Source organism: Streptococcus mitis (assembly GCF_000722695.1).
Classification (GTDB): domain Bacteria; phylum Bacillota; class Bacilli; order Lactobacillales; family Streptococcaceae; genus Streptococcus; species Streptococcus mitis_O.
The window spans coordinates 256,759-272,167 of the sequence record NZ_JPFU01000013.1 but is presented as its reverse complement, the minus strand read 5'-3'; the positions used below and the strand labels follow the sequence as shown (position 1 = coordinate 272,167).

Genomic DNA, 15,409 nt, shown 5'->3' with positions numbered 1-15,409 from the left:
ATACAATAAGTTTATGAATAGACAACAATTTATTATCATAGCACTGTTTACAGCTGCTGAGACCTATTTTTTTAATGAAGCCTGGATGACTGGTCGCTATATTATGGCAGCCTTTTGGGCCATTTTGCTCTTTAGAAATTTTCGAGTCAGTTACTTGATGGGGAAAATAGTAGATGTCATTGACCAGCACTTGAAAGGAAAAGACTAGTCCTCAGCTTCTAGACAAAATCAAAGCCATTTAGGCTTTTTTTGTTATACTATAAAAGTATATTTATTGACCTTTTATACTCTTCGAAAATCTCTTCAAACCACGTCAGCTTTATCTGCAACCTCAAAGCGGTACTTTGAGCAGCCTGCGGCTAGCTTCCTAGTTTGTTCTTTGATTTTCATTGAGTATTACCGTATTTTCTAGAGACAACTAGTATGTTTTTAGTAAGCACTGTAAAGGTCTTGAAAAAGAAAGGAACTATCATGTCAGTATTAGAGATCAAAGATCTTCACGTTGAGATTGAAGGAAAAGAAATTTTAAAAGGGGTTAACCTGACCCTTAAAACAGGAGAAATTGCCGCTATCATGGGACCAAATGGTACTGGTAAATCAACTCTTTCAGCCGCTATCATGGGAAATCCAAACTATGAAGTTACCAAAGGTGAAGTCTTGTTTGACGGTGTAAATATCCTTGAGTTGGAAGTAGACGAGCGTGCGCGTATGGGACTTTTCCTTGCTATGCAATATCCGTCTGAAATTCCTGGAATTACCAATGCTGAGTTTCTTCGTGCAGCCATGAATGCTGGTAAAGAAGATGATGAGAAGATTTCAGTTCGTGAGTTCATTACTAAACTGGATGAGAAAATGGAATTGCTCAATATGAAAGAAGAAATGGCTGAGCGTTATCTCAACGAAGGCTTCTCTGGTGGTGAGAAAAAACGTAATGAAATTCTTCAGCTTTTGATGTTGGAACCAACTTTCGCTCTTTTGGACGAAATTGACTCTGGTCTTGATATTGACGCCCTTAAAGTTGTATCTAAAGGTGTGAATGCCATGCGTGGTGAAGGTTTTGGTGCTATGATTATCACTCACTACCAACGTCTTTTGAACTACATCACACCTGATGTGGTACACGTGATGATGGAAGGGCGTGTTGTCCTTTCTGGTGGTCCAGAATTGGCTGCGCGTTTGGAGCGTGAAGGATACGCAAAACTAGCTGAAGAACTTGGCTACGACTACAAGGAAGAATTGTAATTCCCTCGTATCTTTTAGGAGAAGTAAATGACTAAAGAAAATATTAAACTTTTTTCAGAAATGCACGCTGAACCAAGCTGGTTGGCTGACCTCCGTCAAAAAGCTTTTGATAAGATTGAGAGCCTAGAATTACCAGTTATTGAGCGTGTTAAATTCCACCGTTGGAATCTGGGCGATGGAACGATTACAGAAAGTGAGCCATCAGCAAATGTTCCAGATTTCACTGCACTAGATAACCACTTGAAGTTGGTTCAAGTAGGGACTCAGACTGTTTTTGAGCAAATTCCAGTTGAGTTGGCTCAACAGGGTGTCGTCTTCACAGACTTCCACTCAGCTTTAGAAGAAATTCCAGAGCTGATCGAAGAATTCTTCATGTCATCTGTCAAGTACGATGATGATAAATTAGCAGCCTACCATACAGCTTATTTCAATAGTGGTGCTGTTCTCTATATTCCTAATAACGTGGAAATTGCTGAACCAATCGAAGGAATTTTCTATCAAGACAGTGATAGTGATGTGCCGTTTAACAAGCATATTATGATTATCGCTGGTAAAAATTCTAAGATTAGTTATCTGGAGCGTCTAGAGTCACGCGGTGAAGGAAATGCCAAAGCAACTGCTAATATCACAGTCGAAGTAATTGCACGTTCTGGTGCTCAAGTGAAGTTTGCAGCTATTGACCGTCTAGGTGAAAACGTCACTGCCTACATTAGCCGTCGAGGTAAATTAGGCAACGATGCAAGCATTGACTGGGCTATTGGTGTCATGAACGAAGGGAATGTCGTTGCTGATTTTGATAGTGACTTGATTGGTAACGGTAGCCATGCAGATCTCAAAGTTGTAGCTCTTTCAAGTGGCCGTCAGGTACAAGGGATTGATACTCGAGTGACTAACTATGGTTGTAACTCAATCGGAAATATCCTTCAACATGGGGTTATTCTTGAAAAAGCAACCTTAACCTTCAATGGTATTGGCCACATTATCAAGGGTGCCAAGGGAGCAGATGCGCAACAAGAAAGTCGAGTTCTCATGCTTTCAGACCAAGCGCGTTCAGATGCCAATCCAATTCTTTTGATTGATGAAAATGACGTAACTGCAGGACACGCGGCTTCTATCGGTCAGGTAGATCCAGAAGATATGTATTACCTCATGAGCCGTGGCTTGGACAAGGCAACTGCAGAACGCTTGGTTGTCCGTGGTTTCCTTGGTTCTGTTATCGTTGAGATTCCAGTCAAGGAAGTTCGTGATGAAATGATTGCAACTATTGAAGAAAAATTGTCAAAACGCTAAGGGGTAGCCTATGATAGATGTAGAAGCGATTCGCAAGGATTTTCCGATTTTAGACCAGATTGTTAACGATGAACCTCTGGTCTATCTGGACAATGCTGCGACAACACAAAAACCACTAGCAGTTCTGGAGACGATTAACCGCTACTATGAGAACGACAATGCCAATGTTCATCGTGGCGTTCATACCTTGGCTGAAAGGGCGACAGCATCTTATGAAGCTGCCCGTGAAACCATTCGTAAGTTTATCAATGCAGGCTCTACAAAGGAAGTCCTCTTTACCAGAGGAACGACAACCAGTCTTAACTGGGTGGCACGCTTTGCTGAGGAAATTCTGACTGAGGGAGACCAGGTCTTGATTTCTATCATGGAACACCATTCCAATATCATTCCATGGCAGGAAGCCTGTCGCAAGACTGGAGCGGAGCTTGTCTATCTCTATCTCAAGGATGGATCCTTGGATATGGAGGATTTGCGAGCTAAATTGACTGACAAGGTCAAGTTTGTTTCGCTAGCCCATGTCTCAAATGTCCTAGGTGTGGTCAATCCAATCAAAGAAATCACTCAATTGGCCCATCAAGTTGGAGCCATCATGGTGGTGGATGGTGCTCAATCTACGCCTCATATGAAGATTGATGTTCAGGACTTGGATGTGGACTTCTTTGCCTTTTCAGGTCACAAGATGGCTGGTCCGACTGGTATCGGTGTTCTTTATGGCAAAGAAAAGTATCTGGAGCAAATGTCACCAGTTGAATTTGGTGGTGAGATGATTGATTTCGTCTATGAGCAATCTGCTAGTTGGAAGGAATTGCCTTGGAAATTTGAGGCTGGAACTCCTAACATGGCAGGTGCGATTGGACTTGCTGCCGCAGTGGATTATCTAGAAAACATCGGTATGGCTGCCATTGAAACCCATGAACAGGAACTGATTGAATACGTCTTTCCAAAACTGCAGGCGATTGAGGGATTGACTATTTATGGTTCGCAGGATTTGGCTCAACGTTCAGGTGTCATTGCTTTTAACCTAGGCGACCTTCATCCTCACGACCTTGCGACTGCTTTGGATTATGAAGGAGTGGCTGTTCGAGCAGGTCACCACTGTGCGCAACCCTTGCTTCAGTATTTGGATGTCCCAGCAACAGCTCGCGCAAGTTTTTATATCTACAATACCAAGGCAGATTGCGATAAACTAGTCGATGCCTTACAAAAGACAAAGGAGTTTTTCAATGGCACTTTCTAAACTAGATAGCCTTTATATGGCAGTGGTAGCAGACCATTCGAAAAATCCACATCACCAAGGAAAGTTAGAAGACGCTGAACAAATCAGTCTCAACAATCCAACCTGTGGGGATGTCATCAATCTCTCTGTCAAGTTTGATGCAGAGAATCGTTTGGAGGATATCGCTTTTCTAAACTCAGGCTGTACCATCTCAACTGCCTCTGCTAGTATGATGACAGATGCAGTTTTGGGAAAGACCAAACAAGAAATCTTAGAACTTGCGACTATTTTTTCTGAAATGGTTCAAGGGCAAAAAGATGACAGACAAGATAGTCTTGGAGATGCAGCCTTCTTGTCAGGTGTTGCTAAATTCCCTCAACGAATTAAGTGTGCAACCCTAGCTTGGAATGCCCTGAAGAAAACAATTGAAAATCAAGAAAATCAGTAAGACAAGTTTCTTTTGTCTTATGAATCAGTAGAAATGAAGAATGAAAGAAAGGATATTATGGCTGAAGAAAGAGTAGAACCAAAACCAATTGACCTTGGTGAATATAAATTTGGTTTCCATGACGATGTAGAGCCTGTCCTATCGACAGGAAAAGGATTGAATGAAGATGTCATTCGTGAACTATCAGCTGCAAAGGGAGAACCTGAGTGGATGTTAGAATTCCGTTTGAAGTCTTACGAAACCTTCAAAAAAATGCCTATGCAAACTTGGGGAGCAGACTTGTCAGAGATTGATTTTGATGACTTGATCTACTACCAAAAACCATCTGATAAGCCAGCCCGTTCTTGGGATGATGTTCCTGAAAAAATCAAAGAAACCTTTGAACGTATCGGGATTCCAGAAGCTGAGCGTGCTTATCTAGCTGGTGCCTCTGCCCAGTACGAGTCAGAGGTGGTTTACCACAATATGAAGGAAGAGTTCCAAAAATTGGGGATTGTATTTACAGATACGGATTCTGCCCTCAAGGAATACCCAGACTTGTTTAAACAATACTTCGCTAAGTTGGTACCGCCGACAGATAATAAGTTGGCTGCCCTTAACTCAGCAGTATGGTCAGGTGGAACCTTTATCTACGTACCAAAAGGGGTCAAAGTGGATATTCCACTTCAAACTTACTTCCGTATCAACAACGAGAATACTGGTCAGTTTGAACGTACCTTGATTATCGTTGATGAGGGAGCAAGTGTCCACTACGTAGAAGGATGTACAGCGCCAACTTATTCAAGTAACAGTTTGCATGCTGCCATCGTAGAAATTTTTGCCTTGGATGGTGCTTATATGCGTTATACAACCATCCAAAACTGGTCTGATAACGTCTATAACTTGGTAACCAAACGTGCTAAAGCTCAAAAGGATGCTACTGTTGAGTGGATTGATGGGAACTTGGGTGCCAAAACGACTATGAAATACCCATCTGTTTACCTTGATGGAGAAGGAGCGCGTGGTACTATGCTTTCTATTGCCTTTGCTAATGCAGGGCAACACCAGGACACTGGTGCTAAGATGATTCACAACGCTCCACATACAAGCTCGTCTATCGTGTCTAAATCAATCGCTAAAGGTGGAGGTAAGGTTGACTACCGTGGACAAGTAACCTTTAATAAAAACTCTAAGAAATCTGTCTCTCACATCGAGTGTGATACCATTATCATGGATGACTTGTCAGCATCAGATACTATTCCATTTAATGAAATTCACAACTCGCAAGTGGCTTTGGAACACGAAGCCAAAGTATCTAAGATTTCAGAAGAACAATTGTATTACCTCATGAGCCGTGGATTGTCAGAATCTGAGGCAACTGAGATGATTGTTATGGGATTTGTAGAACCATTTACAAAAGAGCTTCCAATGGAATATGCAGTTGAGCTTAATCGTTTGATTAGCTATGAGATGGAAGGATCAGTTGGGTAAAATTTGATTTTAGATTTACCCAAAATCAAGAACTTTGAAGATGAACTTGTAACAAAAAATCACGGTTTAAATCGCGATTTTTTTATAATTTTTCGTTGATGAAGCGGATAAACTGATTCCACCAAACTTTTAAGAAGAAGGCTTTTTCAACATTCTTTTCTGCTAGCATTTCGAAACTAGGACGTTCAGTGGTAATGTAACCTTGACCAATCAAATCCTTGTCTTCATAATTCAAATGGCCAACTACTGTTCCAGCTTCAAGTGGTGCTGGGATTGCTTTGGAATCAGGTGTGAATTGAACAGATTGGGAAGATTGATTCCCAACACGTTCAATTAGAGTGATATCATCTTTGGCAACAGCAGTGACGGTATCTTCTTTTCCATCTTGTACAGGGACTTTGCTATCTTGATAGGCATCGCCTTTTTGAACGATTTTGCGAAGTGTGAATGTAGAAGAGATATAATCCATTAGTGAAGATGTAGCTGTAAACCGAGCGTAAGGATTATTGTCTTGATGGTCTGCATTCAAAACAACTGTAATAACCCTCATTCCTTTCTCGACAGTAGTACCAACAAAAGATTCACCAGCTTTGTCTGTCGTTCCTGTCTTAAGTCCGTCAAAGCCCCCCCGATGAGCAGGCATTCCTTCTAACATGTAGTTAGTAGAAGTGATTGTCATTCCAGCAAAAGTAGAAGAAGGTTTTTTGGTGATTTCCAAGACTTGTGGGTACTTTTTGATGAGGTTACGAGCAACAATAGCGACATCATAAGCACTAAGCTTATTTTCTTCATCTTTTTTAGAACCTGGGTAAATGTTATCCCCTAGAGTTTCATTGTTAAGACCTGTCGTATTGACAACAGTGGCATCCTGAATTCCCCATTCCAAGAGTTTTGCCCGCATCATATCGACGAAGTCTTTTTCTGAGCCAGCAATTTTCTCAGCTAGAGCAATGGCGGCGCTGTTGGCACTAGATACTAGTGTTGCTTCCAGTAGTTGTTCGACGGTATAATTACGAGCTTCCATAGGAACGTTACTTGCTTCAGAATTTGTTGTTAGCTTATAAGGATAATCAGAAATATCTACAGGAGTTGATAAGGTGATTGTTCCTTTATCTAATGCATCATAAACAAGGTAGACTGTCAGTAGTTTTGTAATAGAAGCGATTTCGACTGGCTGGGTTGCATCTTTCTCATAGAGAATTTTACCAGTATTTGCTTCAACAGCAATGGCATGTTTTGCAGCAATATTAAAATCTTGAGCAGCAACAGTAGATGCTGAGCCAATCACGGATAAGCTTAGTAGAGTTAAAATGATTTTTTTCATAGTAAGTTTATTCTAACATAAAGGAAAAAATATTCCCAGTTTCATGATAGAAGAAAGAAGCTTTTTTGAAAGTATGGTAAAATAGATGAATGGAGGTAGCTCATGTTTCGTAAGAATAAATTATTTTTTTGGACCAGTGAGATTTTATTATTAACCATCATCTTTTATTTATGGAGAGAGATGGGGGCGATTATTACGCCTTTTGTAAGTGTAGCGAACACCATAATGATTCCATTTTTATTGGGTGGTTTTTTATATTATTTGACCAATCCTATTGTAAATTTTTTACAAAAGTATTTCAAAATTAATCGTATCATTGGTATTCTACTAACTTTGTGTTCTTTGGTTTGGGGGCTTGTCATTGGGATAGTCTATCTCTTACCGATTTTGGTCAATCAGTTGACCAGCTTGATTGCGACTAGCCAGACTATCTACAGCCGTTTACAAGATTTGATTTTGGATTTATCTACTTATCCAGCCTTTCAAAATTTAGATATTCAAGCGACTATTCAACAGTTAAATCTCTCCTATGTGGATATTTTACAAAATATCCTAAATAGTGTGACGAATAGTGTAGGAAGTATCCTATCAGCTCTTTTTAGTACTATTTTAATTATTATCATGACACCTGTGTTTTTGGTTTATTTTTTGTTAGATGGTCACAAATTTTTACCGATGCTTGAACGTACTGTTTTAAAGAGAGATAAGTTGCATATTGCAGGCCTCTTAAAAAATTTGAATGCGACAATTGCTCGATATATTAGTGGAGTCGCCATTGATGCGATTATTATTGGTTGTTTGGCCTTTATCGGATATAGCGTAATCGGTTTAAAATACGCTTTGGTCTTTGCCATCTTTTCAGGATTGGCCAATCTCATTCCGTATGTAGGACCAAGTATCGGCCTGATTCCAATGATTATCGCAAATGTCTTTACTGATCCTCATAGAATGCTGATTGCAGTTATTTATATGCTGATTGTTCAGCAAGTGGATGGGAACATCCTTTACCCTCGAATCGTTGGCGGAGTGATGAAGGTTCATCCAATTACGATTTTAGTATTACTTTTATTATCAAGTAACATCTATGGCGTCATTGGTATGATTGTCGCTGTACCAACTTATTCTATCTTAAAAGAAATTTCTAAGTTCTTATCTCGCTTGTATGAAAATCATAAAATAATGAAAGAACGAGAAAGAGAATTATCCAAGTAAAAGTCAGGAAATTCCTGATTTTTCTTTTTGGTACGACGGGCATGTCGTACATCTGAGGTGTAAGTCCTCCGTGGGCACCCGCTACCGGTGAACCCAATAGCGATTCCCAAGCCTGACTATCGTGAGGTAGCGGGGAGAGGAAGGGATAGCGAAATCGTGGCTCTACGAACAGGAACGTGATAGTAAGGCGTATATAGCGGATAAGGGGGCCTAAAACTCTAAAGTCCAAAAAGGTAGTCGTAACCTATATGCGTAAATCACGAGAGTAAACGAGGAAAGATGTACAACTTATCCCGTGAGGTCTCATGAGCGCTGAAAGCGTAGTAACAACGAATCATGAGAAGTCAGCCGAGCCCATAGTAGTGAGGAAACTTCTGTAATGGAAGTGGAGCGAAGGGGTGAACAACTAATTGAAGTAATCCTACTTCACTTGTGTCTGTAAAACGAGCGGTCTGATAGAACTGGACTCTATCACGTATTGACTAGATGAAGGTTCACCAATATAAGATGTCCCTCAGGCACCAAAACAAGAAAGGAATACGCACATGTCAAAATTGCTAGATAAGATATTATCACGCGAAAATATGCTGGAAGCCTACAATCAAGTAAAATCCAATAAGGGCTCAGCTGGGATTGATGGAATTACTATCGAAGAGATGGATAATTATCTCAGACAAAACTGGCGCCCGACTAAGGAACGGATAAAACAAAGAAAATATAAGCCTCAACCAGTTCTCAGAGTTGAGATTCCCAAACCAAACGGAGGCATCCGTCAACTAGGAATTCCAACGGTTATGGATAGAATGATTCAACAGGCCATTGTTCAAGTCATTAGCCCTATTTGTGAACCCCATTTCTCTGAAACGAGTTATGGGTTCCGACCAAATCGGTCATTTGAAAAAGCCATCATGAAGCTCTTAGAGTACTTAAATGACGGCTATGAGTGGATAGTGGATATAGACCTAGAGAAATTCTTCGATACAGTTCCTCAAGATAGATTGATGTCCTTAGTACATAACATTATCGAAGACGGAGATACGGAATCCTTGATTCGTAAGTATCTTCATTCAGGTGTTATCATTAACGGTAAGCGTCATAAAACGCTAATTGGCACACCACAGGGAGGAAATTTATCTCCTCTCTTATCCAATATCATGCTTAATGAATTGGATAAGGAATTAGAAAAGAGGGGACTTCGATTTGTGCGCTACGCAGATGATTGTGTGATTACGGTCGGAAGCGAGGCTGCCGCTAAGCGTGTGATGTATTCAGTCAGTCGTTTTATTGAGAAACGGCTAGGTTTGAAAGTAAACATAACCAAGACTAAGATTACCAGACCAAGAGAGTTGAAATATTTAGGTTTCGGGTTCTGGAAATCATCAGCTGGTTGGAAAAGTCGCCCCCATCAAGATAGTGTTCGGAGATTTAAGCTTAAATTGAAGAAACTAACACAGAGGAAGTGGAGTATAGACTTAACAAGACGTATTGAGCAACTGAATTTGTCTATTCGAGGATGGATAAACTATTTCTCATTGGGAAATATGAAAAGTATAGTCACCAGCATAGATGAGCGCTTGCGCACTCGCCTACGAGTGATTATCTGGAAGCAATGGAAGAAGAAATCTAGACGATTATGGGGATTGCTTAAGTTAGGGGTTCCTAAATGGATAGCAGATAAGGTATCTGGCTGGGGTGACCACTATCAATTAGTAGCTCAGAAGTCGGTACTTAAACGTGCTATATCAAAACCAGTCCTTGAAAAACGTGGACTGGTTTCGTGTTTGGATTATTACCTTGAACGACATGCGTTAAAAGTTAGTTGAACCGCCGTATGCCGAACGGCACGTACGGTGGTGTGAGAGGGGCTAGAGATTATCCCCTACTCGATTTTAGCTAAGTGATAGGAGTAGAAGTGTCGTTTAGATTAGCAGATTAAGAATAATTCACAAAAACTTTGTAAAACACTTGCAATTTAGCTGAAATTTGATAAAATAGTAAGGAAAGTTAGACTGTATTGCCTACTGTCTATCTATAAAATATATTTTATTGGAGGCTTTTACTCAAATGGCAAAAGAAAAATACGATCGTAGTAAACCACACGTTAACATTGGTACTATCGGACACGTTGACCACGGTAAAACTACCCTAACTGCAGCTATCACAACTGTTTTGGCACGTCGCTTGCCTTCATCAGTTAACCAACCTAAAGACTATGCGTCTATCGATGCTGCTCCAGAAGAACGCGAACGCGGTATCACAATCAACACTGCGCACGTTGAGTACGAAACTGAAAAACGTCACTACGCTCACATCGACGCTCCAGGACACGCGGACTACGTTAAAAACATGATCACTGGTGCTGCTCAAATGGACGGAGCTATCCTTGTAGTAGCTTCAACTGACGGACCAATGCCACAAACTCGTGAGCACATCCTTCTTTCACGTCAGGTTGGTGTTAAACACCTTATCGTCTTCATGAACAAAGTTGACTTGGTTGACGACGAAGAATTGCTTGAATTGGTTGAAATGGAAATCCGTGACCTATTGTCAGAATACGACTTCCCAGGTGACGATCTTCCAGTTATCCAAGGTTCAGCTCTTAAAGCCCTTGAAGGTGACTCTAAATACGAAGACATCGTTATGGAATTGATGAACACAGTTGATGAGTACATCCCAGAACCAGAACGTGACACTGACAAACCATTGCTTCTTCCAGTCGAGGACGTATTCTCAATCACTGGACGTGGTACAGTTGCTTCAGGACGTATCGACCGTGGTATCGTTAAAGTCAACGACGAAATCGAAATCGTTGGTATCAAAGAAGAAACTCAAAAAGCAGTTGTTACTGGTGTTGAAATGTTCCGTAAACAACTTGACGAAGGTCTTGCCGGAGATAACGTAGGTGTCCTTCTTCGTGGTGTTCAACGTGATGAAATCGAACGTGGACAAGTTATCGCTAAACCAGGTTCAATCAACCCACACACTAAATTCAAAGGTGAAGTTTACATCCTTACTAAAGAAGAAGGTGGACGTCACACTCCATTCTTCAACAACTACCGTCCACAATTCTACTTCCGTACTACTGACGTTACAGGTTCAATCGAACTTCCAGCAGGTACTGAAATGGTAATGCCTGGTGATAACGTGACAATCGACGTTGAGTTGATCCACCCAATCGCCGTAGAACAAGGTACTACATTCTCTATCCGTGAGGGTGGACGTACTGTTGGTTCAGGTATGGTTACAGAAATCGAAGCTTAATTCGATTTAGTTCCCAGAAGAACAATTATTTAAGTCAGACACTAAAAGAATCTTGCTTTGCAAGGTTCTTTTTTTCTGATATTGAACTAAAATGAAAGAATTGCTTACAGAAAAAGCTCCATACACTAGATGTGCATAGAGCAATTGGGCTTTATTTGATATAGAGTTCTTGATTTTTTAGGACAATTTCACGTACGATTGCAAACTTCTTGAGTTTTTTGATTTCTTCTGGATGAGTGACGAGAGTGATAACATAACCTTCCTTGCCCATACGACCTGTACGGCCAGCACGGTGAGTATATGTTTCGATATCTCTAGGGACATCAAAGTTTACAACACATTCGAGGCTATCGATATCAATTCCACGAGCCAAAAGGTCTGTTGCAAGAAGCAGGGTTAGTTGTTTGTCTTTAAACTTTTCTAAGATGACTTTTCTAAATTTAACATTGACATCACTAGCTAGAGAAACAGCCAAGATATCCCGATACTGTAGTTTTTCTTCTGCGCTTCCAAGGTCTGATAGACTGTTAAAGAAGACCAGACCACGAAAATCCTCTACATGAGCTAGTTTTCGTAGCATATCCACTCTGTGACGTTGATCTACCTGCATATAGAAATGTTGGATGTTGTCCAATTTTTGGTCAGAAAGATCAATGATACGTGTGTTAGGCGCAATCTTTTCTTGGTCAAACTTGGTCGTCGCACTCATGTAGACCAGTTGGTGGTCACGCGGTGCGTAGTGAGTGATTTTCTCGACAAAGTGAATCTGAGAATCATCTAGCAATTGGTCGAATTCATCCAGGATGATGGTTTCCACATTCATCATCTTGATTTTTTTCAATTTAATCAACTCAAAGATACGACCAGGAGTACCGATTAGAATTTCTGGTCCTTTTTTGAGTCGTTCAATTTGGCGTTTCTGACTTGAACCCGATAGGAAGAGTTGGGCTGTCAAACCGATGGCTTCTGCCCATGTTTTACATACATCAAAAATCTGTCCAGCTAGTTCTGTATTTGGTGCTAGAATCAAGAGTTGCTGGGCTTTTTTCTTTTGTAGTCGGAGAAGACTTGGTAGGAGGTAAGCTAGGGTCTTACCAGTTCCAGTTGGGCTCACTCCTAGAAGGTTCTCTCCAGCAAGAAAGGGCTCAAATAGTTGGGTTTGAATGGGGGTGAATTCTTGGAAACCGAGTTGGTCACTCAGTTCTTGCCATTCAGTCGGTAGTTTGGTTTTCATTTTTCTGCCTCAAATCTAATGCCAGCAGTCTGGCGCATGGTATATAGTAGGTCATGAACAGAGCCTGCATCGTCTAGCCAAGTTTGGTAAAGTTTCTGGTCTGGTTGCTGAATCATCTGTGCAAATGCAGCGACTTCCTCAGTCATCGTATGAGGAGCCTGTTGGATAGGAAGATGGACTTGATTTCCTTGGTGGTCGCTAAAAATAGCTGAGCTGACATGTTCAATCGTGTTGAGTGTCAAGGTTCCATTTGCTGTATAAATCTCACAAGGAAGATTGGAAGTGATGTTTTTTCCTGCCTTGATGTGAACTTGAAAGTCAGGGTAGAAGAGAGTGCCGTCTCCATTTAGGTCAATGCTATTGTCAAGCTGTTGCCCCTGATAGGTTGCGTCCTGAGCCTTTCCAAAGAGACGAACGGCAGCGTAGAGGGGATAAATCCCCAAATCCATAAGGGCTCCACCGGCAAAACGGTCTGAAAAGACATTTGGTGTCTGACCAGCCAACAAGTCAGGCATCTTGGAAGAGTATTTGGCATAATTGAAATCAGCCCCTAACACTTGCTTGTCTGCTAAGAAGTTTTTGATAGTTGTGAAAGCTTCCTCGTGATAATTACGAGCTGCTTCGAAGATAAAACAGTGATTTTTCTCAGCTGTATGAATCAGATCCAGCCATTCTTGTGGCTGAGTGACAGCTGGCTTTTCAAGAATGACATGTTTACCTGCAGACAATGCAGTTTTTGCCTGAGCAAAATGCAAGGAGTTTGGGCTAGCAATATAGACTACATCAAAGGAGCTTTTGAAGAAGTCCTCTACTTGATCAAAGAGTTGGATATCCTGGTAGCGAGAAGCAAAGGTTGCCGCAGTTTCTAGTTGTCTAGAATAGACTGCGACCAGCTTGTATTCTCCACTGGTATGGGCTGCTTCTATGAAGTGGTGGCTGATAGCTCCTGTTCCGATGATACCTAATTTAAGCATAGTTACTCCTTTTCTGATTTCAAATCCTTCTTTCATTATAACATAGATAGACGGGACTATCCAACAGAGGGGAAAAAATTTCAAATAAGCTACTAGGTCTTTTCCAAAGAAAGTGGTACAATAATGAGATGAGTAAATGAAATGGGAGGGAAAATGAGGTTATTACCGATAAGAAAAATATCACGTCAGTCTAAGAGGCTAGCGCTTTTTTTGACTTTTTGTGCAGGTTATGTAGATGCCTATACGTTTATTGTGCGAGGGAACACTCTTGTAGCTGGACAAACTGGGAATGTTGTCTTTCTTTCAGTAGAATTAATCCAGAATAATGTTTCAGATGTTAGGGACAAGGTTCTCACCTTGCTAGCTTTTATGATGGGGGTCTTTTTATTAACTGTTTATAAGGAAAAATTGAGAATTGTGAAAAAACCGATTCTGTCACTGATTCCTTTGGCAATCTTATCAATCATTATTGGTTTTGTGCCGCAAACTGTGGATAATATCTATCTAGTACCACCCTTGGCTTTCTGTATGGGACTGGTGACAACTGCTTTTGGAGAAGTGTCGGGTATTGCCTATAATAACGCTTTTATGACAGGGAATATCAAACGGACCATGCTAGCTTTTGGGGATTATTTTAGAACCAAGCACACTCCTTTTTTGCGTGAAGGATTCATCTTTGTTAGCCTGCTTACTAGTTTTGTCCTTGGCGTTGTCTTTTCAGCCTATTTGACGATTTTCTATCATGAAAAGACTATTCTTGGTGTTCCTATTATGATGAGCATTTTTTACCTCAGCATGCTTTTTGCCTCGTGGCAGAAAAAAATAAAAGAAAAAGCTTGATTTTAGGTGTTATTACTTGTAAGAAAATATGAGATATGCTATACTTGAAGAGTTGACTATGCACGTTCCTGTGCAACCGCACGAACATCGTTGCTCGTAGTATAACAAATTTAAACTTTGTTCTACATAGAGTTCTTCTTTTAAGTGGTTCGTCCCACGATGCTAGGCGAGTCTTCACAAAAAAATCGGGGAAACCCATAAAAATCATAGGAGGTGCATAATGAGCACATACGCAATTATCAAAACTGGCGGAAAACAAGTTAAAGTTGAAGTTGGTCAAGCAGTTTACGTTGAAAAATTGAACGTTGAAGCTGGTCAAGAAGTTACTTTTAACGAAGTTGTTCTTGTTGGTGGTGAAAACACTGTTGTCGGAACTCCACTTGTTGCTGGAGCTACTGTAGTTGGAACTGTTGAAAAACAAGGAAAACAAAAGAAAGTTGTTACTTACAAGTACAAACCTAAAAAAGGTAGCCACCGTAAACAAGGTCACCGTCAACCATATACAAAAGTTGTCATCAACGCAATCAACGCTTAATTTTAAGGAGAACACATGATACAAGCAGTCTTTGAGAGAGCCGAAGATGGCGAGCTGAGGAGTGCGGAAATTACTGGACACGCCGAGAGTGGCGAATACGGCTTAGATGTCGTGTGTGCATCGGTTTCTACGCTTGCCATTAACTTTATCAATTCTATTGAAAAATTTGCAGGCTATGAACCAATCCTAGAATTAAACGAAGATGAAGGTGGCTATCTGATGGTTGAAATTCCAAAAGATCTTCCTTCACACCAGAGAGAAATGACCCAGTTATTCTTTGAATCATTTTTCTTAGGTATGGCAAACTTATCGGAGAACTCTTCTGAGTTCGTCCAAACCAGAGTTATCACAGAAAACTAACAC

15 protein-coding genes and 1 other annotated feature are annotated in these 15,409 nt (G+C 40.7%); of the genes, 12 read left to right on the top strand and 3 right to left on the bottom strand.

The window, feature by feature from the left end; translation table 11 throughout:
• The first annotated feature begins 13 nt into the window (after nt 1-13).
• From SK629_RS06610 to sufB, 6 genes are all read left to right on the top strand, one after another.
• Entirely contained in the window at nt 14-208 is a 195-nt protein-coding gene (locus tag SK629_RS06610; protein WP_001081602.1) for a DUF3272 domain-containing protein, read from the top strand.
• 263 nt (nt 209-471) lie between these two features.
• Complete coding sequence (gene sufC / locus SK629_RS06605) at nt 472-1,242, top strand: Fe-S cluster assembly ATPase SufC (protein ID WP_000114489.1); 771 nt, start codon at nt 472-474, stop codon at nt 1,240-1,242.
• A gap of 27 nt (nt 1,243-1,269) precedes the next feature.
• Entirely contained in the window at nt 1,270-2,532 is a 1,263-nt protein-coding gene (gene sufD, locus SK629_RS06600; RefSeq protein WP_042901125.1) for a Fe-S cluster assembly protein SufD, read from the top strand.
• A gap of 10 nt (nt 2,533-2,542) precedes the next feature.
• The gene (locus SK629_RS06595; protein WP_042901124.1) at nt 2,543-3,769 is read left to right on the top strand and encodes a cysteine desulfurase; all 1,227 of its coding nucleotides are present in this window, start codon (nt 2,543-2,545) and stop codon (nt 3,767-3,769) included.
• Nucleotides 3,756-4,196, top strand: a complete 441-nt coding sequence (gene sufU / locus SK629_RS06590; RefSeq protein ID WP_042901123.1) for a Fe-S cluster assembly sulfur transfer protein SufU — start codon at nt 3,756-3,758, stop codon at nt 4,194-4,196. Before SK629_RS06595 ends, sufU begins: the two co-directional genes overlap by 14 nt.
• A 57-nt stretch (nt 4,197-4,253) precedes the next feature.
• The gene (gene sufB / locus SK629_RS06585) at nt 4,254-5,666 is read left to right on the top strand and encodes a Fe-S cluster assembly protein SufB (protein ID WP_042901122.1); all 1,413 of its coding nucleotides are present in this window, start codon (nt 4,254-4,256) and stop codon (nt 5,664-5,666) included.
• An 82-nt stretch (nt 5,667-5,748) separates the two neighbouring features.
• Here the strand turns inward: sufB and pbp3 are convergent, their stop codons facing one another.
• Nucleotides 5,749-6,990: a D-alanyl-D-alanine carboxypeptidase PBP3 gene (pbp3, locus tag SK629_RS06580; RefSeq protein ID WP_042901121.1), complete on the bottom strand. Its 1,242-nt coding sequence runs from the start codon at nt 6,988-6,990 to the stop codon at nt 5,749-5,751.
• A gap of 102 nt (nt 6,991-7,092) precedes the next feature.
• Here pbp3 and SK629_RS06575 point away from each other — a divergent pair, with 102 nt between their 5' ends.
• The 3 genes from SK629_RS06575 (at nt 7,093) to tuf (ending at nt 11,463) form a co-directional block, all read left to right on the top strand.
• A complete protein-coding gene (locus tag SK629_RS06575) occupies nt 7,093-8,202 on the top strand; it encodes an AI-2E family transporter (protein ID WP_042901120.1) in 1,110 nt (369 codons plus the stop codon).
• Nucleotides 8,203-8,747: 545 nt separating this feature from the next.
• On the top strand, nt 8,748-10,025 hold the full coding sequence (gene ltrA / locus SK629_RS06570; protein ID WP_042901119.1) for a group II intron reverse transcriptase/maturase: 1,278 nt from the start codon (nt 8,748-8,750) through the stop codon (nt 10,023-10,025).
• 241 nt (nt 10,026-10,266) lie between these two features.
• Nucleotides 10,267-11,463: an elongation factor Tu gene (tuf, locus tag SK629_RS06565; protein WP_001040724.1), complete on the top strand. Its 1,197-nt coding sequence runs from the start codon at nt 10,267-10,269 to the stop codon at nt 11,461-11,463.
• 151 nt (nt 11,464-11,614) lie between these two features.
• Here tuf and SK629_RS06560 read toward each other — a convergent pair whose 3' ends face one another.
• Both SK629_RS06560 and SK629_RS06555 read right to left on the bottom strand, forming a co-directional pair.
• Complete coding sequence (locus tag SK629_RS06560; RefSeq protein WP_042901118.1) at nt 11,615-12,697, bottom strand: DEAD/DEAH box helicase; 1,083 nt, start codon at nt 12,695-12,697, stop codon at nt 11,615-11,617.
• Nucleotides 12,694-13,671 carry a Gfo/Idh/MocA family protein gene (locus SK629_RS06555; RefSeq protein ID WP_042901117.1) on the bottom strand — a complete coding sequence of 326 codons (978 nt, stop codon included), beginning with the start codon at nt 13,669-13,671 and terminating at the stop codon, nt 12,694-12,696. The genes SK629_RS06560 and SK629_RS06555 overlap by 4 nt, the downstream gene beginning before the upstream one ends.
• Before the next feature lie 141 nt (nt 13,672-13,812).
• Between SK629_RS06555 and SK629_RS06550 the strand changes: the two genes are divergently transcribed.
• From SK629_RS06550 to SK629_RS06540, 3 genes are all read left to right on the top strand, one after another.
• Entirely contained in the window at nt 13,813-14,511 is a 699-nt protein-coding gene (locus SK629_RS06550) for a YoaK family protein (protein ID WP_080710234.1), read from the top strand.
• Between the two features lie 64 nt (nt 14,512-14,575).
• Nucleotides 14,576-14,695, top strand: a sequence feature (ribosomal protein L21 leader region).
• 36 nt (nt 14,696-14,731) lie between these two features.
• Nucleotides 14,732-15,046 (top strand): 50S ribosomal protein L21, encoded by a 315-nt coding sequence (gene rplU / locus SK629_RS06545; protein WP_000109141.1) that lies wholly within the window; start codon nt 14,732-14,734, stop codon nt 15,044-15,046.
• 15 nt (nt 15,047-15,061) lie between these two features.
• Nucleotides 15,062-15,406 (top strand): ribosomal-processing cysteine protease Prp, encoded by a 345-nt coding sequence (locus SK629_RS06540; RefSeq protein ID WP_000613699.1) that lies wholly within the window; start codon nt 15,062-15,064, stop codon nt 15,404-15,406.
• The last annotated feature ends 3 nt before the right edge of the window (nt 15,407-15,409 follow it).

Excerpts from the sequence above, each read along its gene's own strand:
- SK629_RS06610 (WP_001081602.1), top strand. The coding sequence starts at position 14 with ATGAATAGACAACAATTTATTATCATAGCACTGTTTACAGCTGCTGAG.
- sufC (WP_000114489.1), top strand. The coding sequence starts at position 472 with ATGTCAGTATTAGAGATCAAAGATCTTCACGTTGAGATTGAAGGAAAA.
- sufD (WP_042901125.1), top strand. The coding sequence starts at position 1,270 with ATGACTAAAGAAAATATTAAACTTTTTTCAGAAATGCACGCTGAACCA.
- SK629_RS06595 (WP_042901124.1), top strand. The coding sequence starts at position 2,543 with ATGATAGATGTAGAAGCGATTCGCAAGGATTTTCCGATTTTAGACCAG.
- sufU (WP_042901123.1), top strand. The coding sequence starts at position 3,756 with ATGGCACTTTCTAAACTAGATAGCCTTTATATGGCAGTGGTAGCAGAC.
- sufB (WP_042901122.1), top strand. The coding sequence starts at position 4,254 with ATGGCTGAAGAAAGAGTAGAACCAAAACCAATTGACCTTGGTGAATAT.
- pbp3 (WP_042901121.1), bottom strand. The coding sequence starts at position 6,990 with ATGAAAAAAATCATTTTAACTCTACTAAGCTTATCCGTGATTGGCTCA.
- SK629_RS06575 (WP_042901120.1), top strand. The coding sequence starts at position 7,093 with ATGTTTCGTAAGAATAAATTATTTTTTTGGACCAGTGAGATTTTATTA.
- ltrA (WP_042901119.1), top strand. The coding sequence starts at position 8,748 with ATGTCAAAATTGCTAGATAAGATATTATCACGCGAAAATATGCTGGAA.
- tuf (WP_001040724.1), top strand. The coding sequence starts at position 10,267 with ATGGCAAAAGAAAAATACGATCGTAGTAAACCACACGTTAACATTGGT.
- SK629_RS06560 (WP_042901118.1), bottom strand. The coding sequence starts at position 12,697 with ATGAAAACCAAACTACCGACTGAATGGCAAGAACTGAGTGACCAACTC.
- SK629_RS06555 (WP_042901117.1), bottom strand. The coding sequence starts at position 13,671 with ATGCTTAAATTAGGTATCATCGGAACAGGAGCTATCAGCCACCACTTC.
- SK629_RS06550 (WP_080710234.1), top strand. The coding sequence starts at position 13,813 with ATGGGAGGGAAAATGAGGTTATTACCGATAAGAAAAATATCACGTCAG.
- rplU (WP_000109141.1), top strand. The coding sequence starts at position 14,732 with ATGAGCACATACGCAATTATCAAAACTGGCGGAAAACAAGTTAAAGTT.
- SK629_RS06540 (WP_000613699.1), top strand. The coding sequence starts at position 15,062 with ATGATACAAGCAGTCTTTGAGAGAGCCGAAGATGGCGAGCTGAGGAGT.